We start from the raw sequence: 16,093 nt of genomic DNA, 5'->3' as shown, positions 1-16,093 counted from the left end.
CTGTTGGGGGGGACTCGGTCCCGGAGGGGGAAAAGTGGATCGAACACGCGCTTTGGCACTGGGCTGGGCGGCTATGGCCGCGCTGGCCGTCATCGCAGTAGGTGCGGGCAAGTTGTCATCCGGGCCGGACAAGGACGCGCTGACGTTCACGTATCACAGGGAAAGCGCCGACAACTACATCAACCAGACGCTGTACATCAAGAACACCAACAGGGACTCGGTCGTCCCGGTACTGGCGTTCACCGCGCTCGACCGGCGCGGCCACCGGCTGCCAGGGGTGCGGGTCCGAACCGTCTACGGCAGCGACAGCGGCCGTCTGGCGGTTCCCTACGGGTGGGGTTACGACATCCTGCGCTTCTCGGGGCCCGGTGAACACCAGGTCTACGACGTCCGCGTCACCGTCGCCCGCCTGGCCGCCGCCAAGGCCCGGCCCAACGTCCACCCGGTGACCGTCCAGCCGCTGGACGCCGCCGGGGGCGCCGTGAGCAAGTTCTCCCGCTTCACCGCCGTGCGCGTGACGAACCCCGACGCCTTCGCGGTCTCGGTGCGTGTCGCCTATCTCGTCTACGATCAGCCGGCCGCGGGCGAGACGCAGCAAGCGATCTCTGTCACCCCCGTCGGGGGGCTGGTCCGCGTCCCGGCCGACGGTACGGCGGTGGTCAAGGTCACCGGCGATGCCGCCCGCGCGGTCGCCAGATACTCCGGTGGCCCGGCAGTGAGCGTCAAGGCCTACAACTCCCAGTGACCAAGGGCGACAGGGGCGCTGCCGCCGCCCCTCGCGTCACTCACGGGTACAGCTCACCCACGGCCTCCCGGCTGCGTCCCGCACTGCTCGGGCGTGCACAGATGACCACCTTTGCAGATGCGGACCGTAGCGGCGCCCCGATGACCCGGCCGGCTGCCGAGTCGTCGGGGCGCGTCCGGGCGGCTGCACCCAGGTGTCCGGCCACATCCGCGACCGCCAGGAGTCGAACGGGATCGCCGTGGCCGTGTACAAGGGCCAGAAGTGGATGCGGTCTGCGTGGTGGGCCCCGACCGGGCCCCGACCTGCGCGTTTGTATCTGACCGGGGCCGGATCGGTCGGCCTGGGCCGTCTCTGGGCCGTGATCTTGCTCAGGTTGGAGTGTTCAAGGCTTCGTGGGCTGCCCTGATGAAGCGGGACCTGGCTGCGCCGAGTGCGTTGGCCATCTCGCGATTCTGAGATGCGTGCGAGTCAATATCTGGGTGATTGTCGGTTTGGTGTATTTCGTGCCACGTTTCAACCCAGTCTCGTGTGGTGGCGACCGTCTCGGCCAACACCGAAGCCGATTGGACCACCAACTCTGGACCCCAGAGCTGCATGTGACTTCGCAAGATGAGGAGGTGATTTGCCTGCTGCATCAGATCTTCAGTCAGGCTTTCCGGGACCTCTGCGTGCCCGTTGACGAAACCGCAGCAGCTGGCGAACGTCTCTGCGTATGCCACGAAGCCGTCAATGAAAGCGACAGAGGCTTGTCTGCGCTGCTCGCGCACCCAGTGACCGTGCTCAGCAGCTGCCTGCTGTTGCACCTGCAGTCCGACAGCCTCTATGGACTTCTGCGCCCCAATACGTGCTCCGTAGGCTGTGGCCAGACCACCGATCGCTGCTCCGACGAGCCCGATCACACCAGCGAAAGCTGCGGCAACCCCCTGATCCATACGAACATGTTGAGGGGGCCGCCGGGTTATCGGCTACCGGATTGGTTCATCTTGCAGTGATGCCAGGGGCCACGAATAGTGCGTCTACGGCCTTGCGGGTGCGGCCCTCACCACTAGGCATCAAGTGCGTGTAGGTCCGGAGCGTGAACCCTGGATCACTGTGACCGAGGTACGAACTTAGGGCCCGGATGCTTTCGCCCGCGTCCAGCAGCACCGACGCGTAAAAATGCCTGAGAGCGTGCATGCCATGCTCCGGGGCCGATGCATACCGCTCACACCCGAGACCCGTGCTGGGTTGATCCCTGCGGCGGCCGGAGCGGGCCGCGCGACATTGTCCGCTTCGATTTGAGCCAGCCACTGCTTGAGGCGCGTTCTCCTTGGCGCCGTGGACACCGACGAGCCGGCTGCTTGTCGTTCGCTACGTCGTCAAGCACTGAACGGTCTTAGTGCTGGTCAGGGCCCGCAGCTCGCGCGGCCTGGAAATCTGCCGACGCGGAGAGCTGGGCCGTCTCCGGGCCGTCCGAGGGGGACCAGCGACGGCCGCTGACGACCAACAACGACCATGAGGGCACGGCATACGGCCGTGCCCTCATGATGTGTCTCCCCAGCTACACCCAGGTGTCCAGCCACATCCGCGAGCGCCAGGAGTCGATCGGGATCGCCGTGCCCGTGTACAGGGGCCAGAAGTAGATGAAGTTCCAGGCGATGAGGAGCACCAGGACGCCTGCCGCCGACGCGCCGATCACGCGGCGGGTGTCGCTGGAGCCCGGCGGGCCCACGATCGCGCCGATCAGCATCGCCACCGCCAGGCACAGGAACGGCAGGAAGACGACCGCGTAGAACAGGAAGATCGTCCGCTCCTGGTACATGAACCAGGGGAGGTACCCGGCCGCGATCCCGCAGGCGATGGCGCCGGCCCGCCAGTCGCGGCGCAGCAGCCACCGCCACAGCACGTACAGGATCGCGAAGCAGGCCGCCCACCACAGCAGCGGTGTGCCGAGGGCCAGCACCTCGCGGGCGCACTTCTGTCCGGCGTCGGCGGGGCAGCCGTCGGCGCCGGGGGAGGGGGACTCGTAGAAGTACGACACCGGGCGGCCCAGCACGATCCAGCTCCACGGGTTGGACTGGTAGGTGTGCGGGGACGACAGGTGGACGTGGAAGTTGTAGACCTCGTGCTCGTAGTGCCACAGGCTGCGCAGCCAGTCCGGCAGGAACGTCCAGCTGCCGCCCTTGCCGTCGGTCGCCGCCCAGTTGCGGAAGTAGCCGCCGCTGCCGTCGGTGGGGGAGAGGATCCAGCCGATCCAGGAGAGCAGGTAGACCCCGATCGCCACCGGGACCGTCGCGAGGAACGTGATGCCGGTGTCGTACTTGAGCGCCGCCCGGTACGGGTGCCGGGCCCCCGCCGTCCTGCGGGCACCGGCGTCCCACAGGACCGCCATCACGCAGAACGCGGCCAGGATGTACAGGCCGTTCCACTTCGTGCCGAAGGCCAGGCCCAGCATCAGCCCGGCCGCCCAGCGCCAGGGCCGCCAGCCGAAGCGGAAGGTGTCGCCGACGTGCGCGTCCGGGCGGATGCGGCCGTCCCCGGCCGCGGGGAGCGCCACCGCCAGTCTCTGCCGCGACCGGTCCCGGTCGACGATCAGGCAGCCGAACGCGGCGACCACGAAGAACATCAGCACGCCGTCGAGCAGTGAGGTCCGGCTCATCACGAAGTGCAGGCCGTCCACCGCCATCAGCGCGCCCGCCAGACAGCCGAGGAACGTCGAGCGGAACATCCGGCGGCCGATCCGGCACAGCAGCAGGACGGAGAGGGTCCCCAGCAGCGCCGTCATGAACCGCCAGCCGAACGGGTCGAACCCGAACATCAGCTCGCCCAGCCCGATGACGTACTTGCCGACCGGCGGGTGCACGACATAGGCCGCGTCCGTGGGAATGGCGAGGTGGCCGTGGGTCTGCAGGACGAGGTCGTTGGCGTTCTTGTCCCAGTTGACCTCGTAGCCGCGGTGGACGAGCGCCCAGGCGTCCTTCGCGTAGTACGTCTCGTCGAATATCACCGCACGCGGGCTGCCCAGGTTCCAGAACCGCATCAGGCCCGCCATCAGCGTCACCAGCAGCGGACCGCCCCAGCCCGACCAGCGGACGATCCGCTCCGCGAGGACCGGCGGGACGCCGAGCACCTGCCACAGCCGCGGGCTCGGCTCGGCGTACGGCGGCACCAGCCGGTCGCGTACGTCGCCCGAGGGTGCGTCCTGGGCGGGCGTGTATCCGAATCGGCGCAGCCGCCGCTGCCACGACGGCCGCTGGTCGTGCGGCGCCTGGCCCTGCGGGAGGTCCGTGGAGGACGCGGTACTGGTCACCGCGCCATCGTAGGGAACCCTTCTGTGTGAGTCCCGTGCATGGGCGGTACCGGTTGCCGCCAGGTCGTGCCCGGCCGCCCTCCACCGCCGTCCTCGGGGCGGAGCCCGCCCGCGTGCCTGCGAGGATGGGAGGGTGACTGGAACCCTTGTCCTGGCAGGTACCCCCATCGGCGACACCGCGGACGCGCCGCCCCGGCTGGCCGAGGAGCTGGCGGGCGCCGACGTCGTCGCCGCCGAGGACACCCGGCGGCTGCGCCGGCTCACCCAGGCGCTGGGCGTGACGCCCAAGGGCCGCGTGGTGTCGTACTTCGAGGGCAACGAGGCCGCCCGCACGCCCGAACTGGTCGAGGAACTGCTCGGCGGCGCGCGCGTGCTGCTGGTGACCGACGCGGGGATGCCGTCGGTCTCCGACCCCGGCTACCGGCTGGTCGCGGCCGCCGTGGAGAAGGACATCCGGGTCACCGCCGTGCCCGGGCCGTCCGCCGTGCTCACCGCCCTCGCCCTGTCCGGACTGCCCGTCGACCGGTTCTGCTTCGAGGGCTTCCTGCCGCGCAAGGCCGGGGAGCGGCTGTCCCGGCTGCGCGAGGTCGCCGGTGAGCGGCGCACGCTCGTCTACTTCGAGGCCCCGCACCGGCTCGACGACACCCTCGCCGCCATGGCCGAGGTCTTCGGCGCGGACCGGCGGGCCGCCGTCTGCCGCGAGCTGACCAAGACGTACGAGGAGGTACGCCGCGGTCCGCTCGCCGAGCTGGCCCGGTGGGCCGCCGAGGGCGTCCGCGGGGAGATCACCGTCGTCGTGGAGGGCGCTCCCGAGACCGGGCCCGAGGAACTCGACGCCGAGGAGCTGGTGCGGCGGGTGCGGGTCCGCGAGGAGGCGGGCGAGCGGCGCAAGGAGGCGATCGCCGCGGTCGCGGCGGATGCCGGGCTGCCCAAGCGGGTCGTCTTCGACGCGGTGGTGGCCGCCAAGAAGGCGGGCGACTGACCCGGGGGCCTGGCTGGGACCCCGGTTCGCGGCGGGCCGACGGTGTGGCCGAGGTCGGTCCGTGGCGGGCCGACGGTGTGGCCGGGTTCGGTTCGCGGCGGGCCGACGGTGTGGCCGGGTTTGGTCCGTGGCGGGGCGGCGGTACGGCGTGGCCGGGCGGCGGTACGGCGCCGTACGGGCGCGCCCATGTGGCGCGGCCGCGTGCCGGTACCGGACCCGCGTCCCATCCGGGTGCGCCTCTCCGGCCTGCGTAAAACCCCCTCTGAGCAGGGGCATTCTCGACTGAGCGCGCGCCCCATGCGAGGGCAAAAGCGGGGCGCGAAAGGCAAAGACCAGCCCCGTGCCGGAGGCCGATTCGGCAAGCACCGTCCAAATCGCCTCCAACACTCGACAGGCCTGATGCATTCGCTCCCGTGGAGGCGTCCACTGGTCGAAGGGACGCACCCGTCCCTCACCTCAGGGATTCCGGGGGGAATCCCGCGATGGGGTGCTTGTCCAGCGGATCAAGAGGAGCTGGCATGAGTGAGATCGCAGGGCAGACCGGCCTTCGGGGTACGGCCGCAGCCGTTGTCCACGAGTCATACGCATTCGCCTGCATGCGCTGCGGGCACGGCTGGGAGCAGTCGTACGAGATAGAGCACCACACGGACGCCGACGGGCACGAGTTCGTGCAGTACGTCGCCGACGGCCGGACCGTGCCGTCCCCGCTGAGCCGGCCCGCGTGCCAGAACTGCGACGGCCACGTCGTGCGGATCATGCGCGCGGGGCAGGTCGAGTCGGTGCGCAGCGCCGCCGGGCGCAACCGCAGCGGCGTGCCCGCGGCGGGGCCGGCGGAGGCGCCCGAGGTGCCGGACGGGCAGGGCGCACACCACGGCGACGGCGCGGCCAAGGGCCACCACTGGCACCTGTCCGATCTCCTGCACCCGTTCCAGCGCAAGGCGAGCTGAGTCCCGCGCACGACGGGCCGCCCCGGAGGCGGGTCCGGCCGGGCATGCCCCTTTCGTAGGATCGGGGCATGCCTTCGAACGCCGGCCGCGCCGCCCAGGACGACAAGAACGACAAGAGCGCCGCACCGCCGCTCCCGGCTCCCCTGCGGGTGCCCGTCGCCGACTCGCACACCCACCTCGACATGCAGTCCGCAACCGTCGAGGAGGGCCTCGCCAAGGCCGCATCGGTGGGCGTGACCACGGTCGTCCAGGTCGGCTGCGACATCAAGGGCTCGCAGTGGGCCGCCGAGACCGCCGCCGCGTACGAGAACGTCCACGCGGCCGTCGCCCTCCACCCCAACGAGGCCCCGCGCATCGTCCACGGCGACCCCGACGGCTGGTCGCGGCAGGGCGCCCGCGAGCCCGGCGGCGACGCCGCGCTGGACGAGGCCCTCGCCGAGATCGACCGGCTGGCCGCCCTGCCGCAGGTCAGGGGCGTCGGCGAGACGGGTCTGGACTACTTCCGCACCGGCCCCGAGGGCAAGGCCGCCCAGGAACGGTCCTTCCGCGCCCACATCGAGATCGCCAAGCGGCACGGCAAGGCCCTCGTCATCCACGACCGTGACGCCCACGCCGACGTCCTGCGCGTCCTGAAGGAGGAGGGCGCACCCGAGCGCACCGTCTTCCACTGCTACTCCGGCGACGCCGAGATGGCCGCGATCTGCGCGCGCGAGGGCTACTTCATGTCCTTCGCCGGCAACGTCACCTTCAAGAACGCCCAGAATCTGCGCGACGCCCTCGCCGTCGCCCCGCTGGAACTCGTCCTCGTGGAGACCGACGCGCCCTTCCTGACCCCGGCGCCGTACCGCGGACGGCCCAACGCCCCGTATCTCGTTCCGGTCACGGTGCGCGCGATGGCCGCCGTGCGCGGGATGGACGAGGATGCGCTGGCGGCGGCCCTGGGCGCGAACACCGCCCGCGCCTTTGATTACTGACAGTATCCAATTCATCACTGCGGGATAACGCTCACCGGCGCCCCGCCTCCCTGCTCGCCACTCTGCGTAGTCGTGCCGCTTTGGAGAGTGACCGATGCTCCGCTAGGTTCTGGGGGCCCGATCCGGACCCCTCTGGCCCTCTGGAGCGTGTCGGCGTGAGCAAATCGCAGTACGAGACGTATGAGGCGTACGGCCCCTACAGTGCGCCCTCCGGCGCGCCGCCCGGCGGTGCGCCGGACGGGGCGTGGCCCGGTCTGCACGATGCGGAGACGGTCACGTACGGGGTGGCGTACGGAGTGACGTACGGCTTGCTGTACGACGACACCTACCGGCCCGCGTACGAGATGCAGGCGCCCATGCCGGCGCAGCTGCCGACGCGGACGCCGGTGTACGCGCGGGTGCGGGAGCCGCTGCTGCCGCGGCAGAGCGGGAGTGCGTTCGAGGACGGCGCAGACAGCGCGGACAGCGGGCATTACGAGGACTACGAGAACTACGGGGACTACGAGAACTACGGGGACTACGAGAACTACGGGGACGGCGGGGGCGGGCCCTTCGGCGGGGGCGGCGCGCTCCACGACGAGGGGAGTGGGCCTTACGGCGACGGCGGCGCGCCGTACGACGACGGCAGCGCGCTCCACGACGACGCGAGCCCGCTCCACGACGACGCGAGCGCCTTCTACGACGGCGCGAACCCGTTCCACGACGACGGGCGTGCGGCCGGCGCGGGGGCCCGTGAGCCGGGTGTGCGGGCCGGGGCGCGAAGGCGGCCCGCGCGCCGGCGCAGGGCACGCGCCACCGAGCGCCCCGAGTCCACCGTGCGTCGTCTGCTGCCGCAGGCCCTGGTCGTCGCGTTCCTCGCCGGCGGCACCACCGCCTTCGTCGCCGAGGACAAAACGATCGAACTGAGCGTCGACGGCAAACAGCGCACCCTGCACACCTTCGCCGACGACGCCTCGGAACTGCTGGCCGCGGAGGGCGTCCACGTGGGGGAGCACGACATGGTCGCGCCCGCCCGCGGCGCGGCACTCGCCAGCGGCGACGAGGTCGCGGTGCGCTACGGACGCCCCGTACGGCTCACACTGGACGGCCAGCAGCGCGAGGTGTGGACCACGGCCCGCACGGTGGACGGGGCGCTCAAGGAGCTGGGCGTGCGCGCGGAGGGCGCCTACCTGTCGACCTCGCGCTCCCAGAACATCGGCCGCGCGGGGCTCACCCTCGACGTGCGCACCGAGCGTGCCGTCACGATCATGGCGGACGGCCGCACCCGGACCATCCGCACCAACGCGGCCACCGTCCGCGAGGCGGTCGGCGAGGCCGGCGTCACCCTGCACGGTCAGGACATCACCTCCGTCCCGCTCGCCAGCTTCCCGCGCGACGGGCAGACGGTGAGCGTGCTGCGGGTGACCGGCGTCACCGAGGTGCGCGAGCAGCTGATCCCGTTCGACGTGGAGCGGACCCAGGACCCCACCCTCTTCAAGGGAACCGAGGTGATCGAACGGCTCGGACAGCCCGGGCTGCAGCGGATCACCTACCTCCTGCGCACCGTCAACGGCGTCCAGGAGAAGCCGCGCCGGGAGGGGACCGAGGTGGTGCGCAAGCCGAGCAAGCAGGTCGTGAAGGTGGGCACCAAGCCCCGGCCGAAGTCCGTGAAGGGGGCCGACCACCTCAACTGGCACGGCCTCGCCGCCTGCGAGTCCGGCGGCCGCCCGGGCGCCGTCGACCCCTCGGGGACGTACGGCGGGCTCTACCAGTTCGACGCGCGCACCTGGCACAGCCTCGGCGGCAACGGACGGCCGCAGGACGCGAGCGCGGACGAGCAGACCTTCCGCGCGAAGAAGCTGTACGTGCGCCGCGGCACGAGCCCCTGGCCGGCCTGCGGGGCGCGACTGCACCGGTGAGCGCCGGGAGCCGGACGAGAGGCTCCCGGCAGCCCCGTACCCTTGTCCCGTGAGCAGCCCCACCCCTGACGCCCTCCTCGGTCCGGCCGACATCCGCGAGCTCGCGGCAGCGCTCGGTGTCCGTCCCACCAAGCAGCGCGGCCAGAACTTCGTGATCGACGCGAACACGGTCCGCCGTATCGTCCGCACCGCAGAGGTCCGCCCCGACGACGTGGTCGTCGAGGTCGGCCCGGGACTCGGCTCCCTCACCCTCGCACTGCTGGAGGTCGCGGACCGGGTCACCGCCGTCGAGATCGACGACGTGCTGGCCGCCGCGCTGCCCTCGACCGTCGCCGCCCGCATGCCCGAGCGCGCCGACCGGTTCGCACTGGTCCACTCCGACGCCATGCACGTGCGGGAACTGCCCGGACCGCCCCCGACGGCCCTGGTGGCCAACCTGCCCTACAACGTGGCCGTACCGGTGCTGCTGCACATGCTCGACACCTTCCCGACCATCGAGCGCACCCTCGTGATGGTCCAGTCCGAGGTCGCCGACCGGCTGGCCGCCGCACCCGGCAACAAGGTGTACGGCGTCCCCTCCGTGAAGGCCAACTGGTACGCCGACGTGAAGCGGGCCGGGGCCATCGGACGCAATGTCTTCTGGCCCGCGCCGAACGTCGACAGCGGGCTGGTCTCCCTCGTCCGGCGGACCGAGCCGCTGAAGACCACGGCCTCCAAGAAGGAGGTCTTCGCGGCCGTCGACGCGGCGTTCGCACAGCGCCGCAAGACCCTGCGGGCGGCGCTCGCCGGCTGGGCCGGGTCCCCCGCGGCCGCCGAGGCGGCCCTGGTCGCGGCCGGTGTCTCGCCCCAGGCGCGCGGGGAGTCACTGACGGTGGAGGAGTTCGCTCGCATCGCCGAGCAGAAGGAGGCGGGCAAGTGAGCGTGACGGTCCGGGTGCCGGCGAAGGTCAACGTCCAGCTCGCGGTGGGCGCCGCCCGCCCCGACGGGTTCCACGACCTCGCCAACGTCTTCCTCGCCGTCGGCCTGTACGACGAGGTCACCGTCACCCCGGCGGACGAACTGCGCATCACCTGCGAGGGCCCGGACGCCGGCCAGGTCCCCCTGGACGGCACCAACCTCGCCGCGCGCGCGGCCGTCGCGCTCGCCGCGCGCCGGGGCATCGAGCCCGCCGTGCACCTCCACATCGCCAAGGACATCCCGGTCGCCGGCGGCATGGCGGGCGGCAGCGCGGACGGCGCCGGCGCGCTGCTCGCCTGCAACACCCTGTGGAACGCCGGGGCCTCCCGCGCCGAACTCCTCGCCATCTGCGCCGAACTGGGCAGCGACGTCCCCTTCAGCCTGGTCGGCGGCGCGGCCCTCGGCACCGGGCGCGGCGAGCAGCTGACCGCCCTGGAGGTCGGCGGCACCTTCCACTGGGTGTTCGCGATGGCCGGGCGCGGCCTGTCGACCCCGGCCGTCTTCCGCGAGTTCGACCGCCTCGCCGAGGGGCGTGACATCCCCGAGCCGGTCGCCTCCGGGGAACTGCTCGACGCGCTCGCCAAGGGCGACCCGGACGCGCTCGCCGCCGCCGTCTCCAACGACCTCCAGCCCGCCGCGCTCTCCCTCTTCCCCGAGCTGGCCGACACCCTCGACGCGGGCCGCGGCGCGGGCGCCCTCGCCGCGCTCGTCTCCGGCTCCGGACCCACCACCGCCTTCCTGGCCCGCGACCCCGAGTCGGCCGCGAAGATCGCCGACGTCCTCCAGGCCTCCGGCACCTGCCGCACGGTGCGCACGGCGACGGCACCCGCGCCGGGCGCCACGGTGACCGAGGGGCCCACCGCGCGGTAATGCGGCTGCTCCGGCCGAAGGGGTCCCTCTGAGCTCGCCCGGCCGGTTCCGCGGGGGAGCGGCCGACGGCCGGAGGGGACGGACGCATGAGGGACGGGGGACGGCTCGTCGCGGCCGTACGGAGCGGGGACGCCGAGCAGGTCCGGGAGCAGCTGGAGGCCGGGGCCGATCCGGACACCCTCGACGACAGCACGGGCCTGCCCGTGCTGTGCCGGGCGATCGCCGCGTACGACGAGCCGGTCGCAGAGGCCCTGGTGCAGGCCGGGGCCGACCCGCTGAGGCGGCTGCCCGACGGCGGCACCCCGCTGCTGCGGGCGGTGCAGAGCGGCTCGCCGTGGCTGATGGAGGCCGTGTTCCCCGAGGTGGTACGCCGTGCCGGCCCGGCGCGCGAGGAGCTGCTGGACCGGGCCCGCCACTGGGCGCGGACCGACCCGGAGGCCGAACTGCGGCGCCTGACCGGCCTGCCGGGCCCGGCCGAGCGCACCCGGGTGGAGGACCGGGCCGGCAGCTGGTACGGGAAACTCGCGCTCGGCGGGGCGACGCTGTGCGACGGGCACCTGGCGATCCTCACCGCCGTCGAGGCGAAACTCCGGCTGCGCACGCCCTTCGCCGAACTGCACGAGCGCGCCCTGACCCGCCCGGACCGCGACCACGCGGTGTGGAGCGGGTCGGTGATGGTGCTGGGGCACCGGCTGGACGAGGAGACCTGGGCCGCGGCCATGGGCCTGAGCCACGACCCCGACCCGCTGAACCGGCTCTTCGCCGCCGACGTGCTGCTGATGACGGTCATCGCGGACCTGCGGCCCAGAAAGCCCCGCTTCCGGGACCGGGCCCTTGAGCTGGTCCCCTGGGCCGAACGGGAGCGCGCCGCGGAGGTGCTGAAGGTCCTGCTCAACGGGCTGGGCTGGACCGAGGCCGCCGAGGCCGAGGCGGTCGCCCTGTCGTACGCCGCCCACCCGGATCCGGGCGTCCGATCCATGGTGCCGGAGCTGCTGCGGTCCGACCGGCAGGGGCTCGCCCCGCGGAGCCTGGCCGCGCTGCTCGCCCTGGCCCGCGACCCGGACGCCGACGTGCGCGCCTGGACGTGTCACCGGCTCGAACACTACCGAGGCCCCGAGTCCGAGACAGGGGACGCGCTGCTGGAACTCACGCGCGACGAGCGGCAGCGCACCCGGATCCACGCCGTCGCGGGTCTGGCGTACCGTGACGACCCGCGCTGTGTGGAGGCCGAAGCACACATCGGCCCCCTGGAGGCGGACCTCGGCGAGGCGGAGCCGCCGTTGCCGGCTGTCTGGTACTACCAGCGCCGCCAGGAGGAGCAGAAAAGCGACAGCTGACCTCCGACTACCCTGGAGAGTCGATCCATCCCCCGGGCAGGAGTGAAATGGCCGTCAACCTGGTCAATGTCGAGAACGTCAGCAAGGTGTACGGCACCCGTGCCCTGCTGGACGGCGTCTCGCTCGGCGTGTCCGAGGGCGACCGGATCGGTGTGGTGGGCCGCAACGGCGACGGCAAGACCACCCTCATCCGGATGCTCGCCAAGCTGGAGGAGGCGGACACCGGACGCGTCACCCACTCCGGCGGGCTCACCCTCGGCGTGCTCACCCAGCACGACTCCCTCGACCCCGCCGCCACCGTCCGGCACGAGGTCATCGGCGACATGGCCGACCACGAGTGGGCCGGCAACGCCAAGGTCCGCGACGTGCTGACCGGACTGTTCGGCGGCCTCGACCTGCCCGGGTTCCCGAAGGGGCTGGACACCGTCATCGGGCCGCTGTCCGGCGGCGAGCGGCGCCGTATCGCGCTGGCCAAGCTGCTCATCGAGGACCAGGACCTCATCGTCCTCGACGAGCCCACCAACCACCTCGACGTCGAGGGCATCGCCTGGCTCGCCCGGCACCTGCAGAACCGGCGCTCGGCGCTGGTGTGCGTGACGCACGACCGGTGGTTCCTCGACCAGGTCTGCACCCGCATGTGGGACGTGCAGCGCGGTGACGTGTACGAGTACGAGGGCGGCTACTCCGACTACGTCTTCGCGCGCGCGGAGCGCGAACGGATCGCCGCGACCGAAGAGACCAAGCGGCAGAACCTGGTCCGCAAGGAGCTGGCCTGGCTGCGGCGCGGGGCGCCCGCGCGTACCTCCAAGCCCCGTTTCCGGGTCGAGGCCGCCAACGAGCTGATCGCGGACGTGCCGCCGCCCCGGGACAGCAGCGAGCTGATGAAGTTCGCCTCCTCCCGCCTCGGCAAGACGGTCTTCGACCTGGAAGACATCACCGTGCAGGCCGGGCCCAAGGTGCTGCTCAAGCGCGTCACCTGGCAGCTCGGCCCCGGCGACCGTATCGGCCTGGTCGGCGTCAACGGCGCCGGCAAGACCTCCCTGCTGCGGGCCATGGCCGAGGCGGCGCGGACCGAGGGCGAGGCCCAGCCGGCCGGCGGGCGCGTCACCGTCGGCAAGACCGTCAAGCTCGCCTACCTCTCCCAGGAGGTCGCCGAACTCGACCCCGCCGTGCGGGTCCTGGAGGCCGTGCAGCAGGTCCGGGAGCGCGTCGACCTCGGCAAGGGGCGCGAGATGACCGCGGGACAGCTGTGCGAGACCTTCGGCTTCAACAAGGAGAAGCAGTGGACGCCGGTCGGTGACCTGTCCGGTGGCGAGCGGCGGCGCCTGCAGCTGCTGCGCCTCCTCATGGACGAGCCGAACGTCCTCTTCCTCGACGAGCCCACCAACGACCTCGACATCGAGACCCTCACCCAGCTGGAGGACGTTCTCGACGGCTGGCCCGGCTCGATGATCGTGATCTCCCACGACCGGTTCTTCGTGGAGCGCACCACGGACCGGGTGTTCGCCCTCCTCGGCGACGGCGCCCTGCGCATGCTGCCGCGCGGCATCGACGAGTACCTGGAGCGGCGCCGTCAGATGGAGGAGGCGGTCGCCACCCAGGCCGCCGCGGCGGCGCCCAGGGCGGCCACCGCGGAGAAGAGCGCCGCCGACCAGCGCGCCGCGAAGAAGGAACTCCAGAAGATCGAGCGCCAGTTGGACAAGATCTCCGAGAAGGAGTCCAGGCTGCACGCCCAGATCGCCGAGAACGCCACCGACTTCGCGAAGGTCGCCGAACTGGACGCCCAGCTGCGGGACCTGGCCGGGGAGCGCGAGGAACTGGAGCTGCACTGGCTGGAGCTGGCGGAGGACGCGTAGGGCGCGCAGGACGCGGACGCGCGGCGCGAGGTCGCGTGGGGCGGGGTCACGCGGCGCGAGGTCGCCTGGGGCGGGGACGCGTAGGGCGAAGTCGTACAGGGGTGGAAGTCGCGCCGGGCGAAGTCGCTTAGGGCGCAGTCGTGCAGCGCGCGCAGCGGGGGCGCCGGCGGCGGGAATGAGCCGCGCGCAAGGCTGTTGCGCGCGGCGCGTGAAGGGGGCGTGAAGGCGCATAACGGCGGCATCACGGGCCGGTCCTCCCTTGGGAACAGCGGCGTATCCGAGCCCGTGCGCTGTCGGTACCGGGTGATAGAAAGGGCCGTCTGAGAACTGTCTGAGTACGACCTTGGGTCCGTGAGCGAACCTCAGGGCGTGGCTAAAAATCAGTGAACGAGGGGGAAGAGCGCTGATGACTCAGCCGCCCAACCAGCCGCCGCAGGGTGGCTTCGGAGCACCGCACGACCAGCCGCCGCAGGGCGGCGGATTCGGCGCCCCGCAGTCACCGCCTCCGCCGCCGGCCGGGCCGCCGCAGCCACCGGTTCAGCCGCCGCAGCCCGGCTACGGCTACCCCCAGCAACCCGGCCCCTACGCGCAGCCGGGCCCGTACGCAGCACCCGGCGCACCCGCGGCCGGGCCCTACGGCCAGCCCGCGCAGCCCGGCCCGTACGCGCCGCAGCCCGGGTACGGCTACCCGGCGCAGCCGCCGTACCCGGGGCAGCCGCAGTACCCGGGCGCGCCCGGCACCCCGCCCGGCGGCGGCAGGCCCGCGTCCAAGGGGAAGCCCGCGCTGATCATCGGTGCCGCGGTGGCCGCGCTGCTCGTCATCGGCGGCACCGTCTACGCGGTCACGAGCGGCGGCGGCGACGACGGCGGCAAGAAGAAGCCGGTCGCTGAGAAGAGCGACGACGGCAAGCAGTCCTCCTCCGGGACGCCGGCCGATCCCGGTCACGGCAACGGCGGCGCGGACCCGGAGAACCTCAACGACGGCCGCAAGCCCGGTGACGCGAAGGTGCTCTGGTACAAGTCGGCGCCCGACGCACCGGGTTCCGGCGCGGACGCACCCGGCATGTGGATCACCGGCAGGACGGCGGTCAAGGCGGCGTACAAGCAGCTCTTCGCCTACGACGTCGGCAACGGCACCGCCGCCTGGGCCCCGATCTCCTTCCCGCAGAAGATCTGCGCGGTCACCCCGCAGAAGACGGCCGACGACAAGGTCGTCGTGGCGTACATGAACGGCGTCAGCGACCGTGCCAAGTGCAACCAGCTCCAGCAGATCGACCTGAACACCGGCACGAAGGGCTGGAGCGGCCAGGTCGCCGACGGCGGGCTGTTCGACAGTGCGATCAGCGTCGAACTGACCGTCAGCGGCAAGACGCTGATGGTGGGCCGTTCGCAGTCGGGCACGGCGTACGACATCGACACCGGCCGCAAGCTGTACGACAAGCAGAAGTACGGCGCGGCCTGCTTCCCGGCCGGGTACGCGGGCGGCTCCGGCCGGCTGGTCCAGGTGGCCTCCTGCGGCGCGGGCAGCAGCAGCGAGCACGACGAGATCCAGGAACTCGACCCGGCCACCGGCAAGGTCAAGTGGACGCAGCCGGTCAAGAAGGGCTGGCAGGTCTCGCGGATGTACTCCCTCGACCCGCTGGTGGTCTACCTGACCAACCAGGACAAGAAGACCTGGAACATCTCGACCTTCACCAAGGACGGCAAGTTCCGCTCCGAGGTCAAGGTGGACGAGAAGTTCGCCCCGCGCTGCGACTGGGCGATCCTCGAACGCGACCTGCAGGGCTGCCAGGGCGTCGCCGCCGACGCCGACACGCTCTACCTGCCCACGAGCGCGACGACCGGCGCCAACGAGATCGTCGCCGTCAGCCTCGCCAACGGCAAGGAGAAGTGGCGCGTCAAGTCGCCGGCGGACGAGCCGATGTCCCCGCTGAAGATCGAGGGCGGCAAGCTCATCGCCTATGTGCAGCCGTCGTACGACACGGGCGGCCAGATCGTGTCGGTCCCGGTCACCGGCGGCTCGCACACGCCGACCAAGCTGCTGCAGAACCCTCCGGGCAGCGCGGAGGTCGAGAACGCCTTCTTCAACGGTGCCGTCGACTGGGCCGACGGGCGCTTCTACATCTCCTCCACCCGGCTGACCGGCAACGACGCCTCGAAGGAGAAGCTGATGATGGCCTTCGGCAAGTGAGCCCCGGCCCGTCTTCCGTCCCTTCGCCGTCCGGCCCCGAGCGCTTC

The 16,093-nt window shown here is 71.9% G+C and carries 12 protein-coding genes and 1 pseudogene; 10 read left to right on the top strand and 3 right to left on the bottom strand.

Annotated features, from left to right (window positions below; genetic code table 11):
- Positions 1-34 precede the first annotated feature (34 nt).
- Positions 35-745: a hypothetical protein gene (locus tag ACZ7P3_RS27360; RefSeq protein WP_472085696.1), complete on the top strand. Its 711-nt coding sequence runs from the start codon at positions 35-37 to the stop codon at positions 743-745.
- Between the two features lie 368 nt (positions 746-1,113).
- Here ACZ7P3_RS27360 and ACZ7P3_RS27355 read toward each other — a convergent pair whose 3' ends face one another.
- The 3 genes and pseudogenes from ACZ7P3_RS27355 to ACZ7P3_RS27345 all read right to left on the bottom strand — a co-directional run bounded on the left by ACZ7P3_RS27355 (position 1,114) and on the right by ACZ7P3_RS27345 (position 4,034).
- Positions 1,114-1,677 carry a hypothetical protein gene (locus ACZ7P3_RS27355; RefSeq protein WP_472085695.1) on the bottom strand — a complete coding sequence of 188 codons (564 nt, stop codon included), beginning with the start codon at positions 1,675-1,677 and terminating at the stop codon, positions 1,114-1,116.
- A 46-nt stretch (positions 1,678-1,723) separates the two neighbouring features.
- Positions 1,724-1,995 (bottom strand): annotated as a pseudogene (locus ACZ7P3_RS27350) (tyrosine-type recombinase/integrase); the annotation flags it as partial.
- A 290-nt stretch (positions 1,996-2,285) separates the two neighbouring features.
- Positions 2,286-4,034 (bottom strand): dolichyl-phosphate-mannose--protein mannosyltransferase, encoded by a 1,749-nt coding sequence (locus ACZ7P3_RS27345; protein WP_472085694.1) that lies wholly within the window; start codon positions 4,032-4,034, stop codon positions 2,286-2,288.
- 133 nt (positions 4,035-4,167) lie between these two features.
- Here ACZ7P3_RS27345 and rsmI point away from each other — a divergent pair, with 133 nt between their 5' ends.
- From rsmI to ACZ7P3_RS27300, 9 genes are all read left to right on the top strand, one after another.
- The gene (gene rsmI / locus ACZ7P3_RS27340; protein ID WP_472085693.1) at positions 4,168-5,016 is read left to right on the top strand and encodes a 16S rRNA (cytidine(1402)-2'-O)-methyltransferase; all 849 of its coding nucleotides are present in this window, start codon (positions 4,168-4,170) and stop codon (positions 5,014-5,016) included.
- 518 nt (positions 5,017-5,534) lie between these two features.
- The gene (locus ACZ7P3_RS27335; protein ID WP_472085692.1) at positions 5,535-5,963 is read left to right on the top strand and encodes a hypothetical protein; all 429 of its coding nucleotides are present in this window, start codon (positions 5,535-5,537) and stop codon (positions 5,961-5,963) included.
- A 68-nt stretch (positions 5,964-6,031) separates the two neighbouring features.
- A complete protein-coding gene (locus tag ACZ7P3_RS27330; RefSeq protein WP_472085691.1) occupies positions 6,032-6,937 on the top strand; it encodes a TatD family hydrolase in 906 nt (301 codons plus the stop codon).
- 413 nt (positions 6,938-7,350) lie between these two features.
- On the top strand, positions 7,351-8,835 hold the full coding sequence (locus tag ACZ7P3_RS27325; protein WP_472085804.1) for a ubiquitin-like domain-containing protein: 1,485 nt from the start codon (positions 7,351-7,353) through the stop codon (positions 8,833-8,835).
- A gap of 49 nt (positions 8,836-8,884) precedes the next feature.
- The gene (rsmA, locus tag ACZ7P3_RS27320; RefSeq protein ID WP_472085690.1) at positions 8,885-9,754 is read left to right on the top strand and encodes a 16S rRNA (adenine(1518)-N(6)/adenine(1519)-N(6))-dimethyltransferase RsmA; all 870 of its coding nucleotides are present in this window, start codon (positions 8,885-8,887) and stop codon (positions 9,752-9,754) included.
- Positions 9,751-10,662 (top strand): 4-(cytidine 5'-diphospho)-2-C-methyl-D-erythritol kinase, encoded by a 912-nt coding sequence (locus tag ACZ7P3_RS27315; RefSeq protein WP_472085689.1) that lies wholly within the window; start codon positions 9,751-9,753, stop codon positions 10,660-10,662. The genes rsmA and ACZ7P3_RS27315 overlap by 4 nt, the downstream gene beginning before the upstream one ends.
- 86 nt (positions 10,663-10,748) lie before the next feature.
- Positions 10,749-11,999 (top strand): hypothetical protein, encoded by a 1,251-nt coding sequence (locus ACZ7P3_RS27310; protein ID WP_472085688.1) that lies wholly within the window; start codon positions 10,749-10,751, stop codon positions 11,997-11,999.
- Positions 12,000-12,046: 47 nt separating this feature from the next.
- Positions 12,047-13,855, top strand: a complete 1,809-nt coding sequence (locus ACZ7P3_RS27305; RefSeq protein WP_472085687.1) for an ABC-F family ATP-binding cassette domain-containing protein — start codon at positions 12,047-12,049, stop codon at positions 13,853-13,855.
- A gap of 406 nt (positions 13,856-14,261) precedes the next feature.
- Positions 14,262-16,046, top strand: coding sequence for an outer membrane protein assembly factor BamB family protein (locus tag ACZ7P3_RS27300; protein WP_472085686.1), 1,785 nt, complete (start codon positions 14,262-14,264; stop codon positions 16,044-16,046).
- The last annotated feature ends 47 nt before the right edge of the window (positions 16,047-16,093 follow it).

It is taken from the genome of Streptomyces sp. NPDC107581, from assembly GCF_055657175.1.
This window is presented reverse-complemented; position numbering and strand designations above follow the sequence as displayed.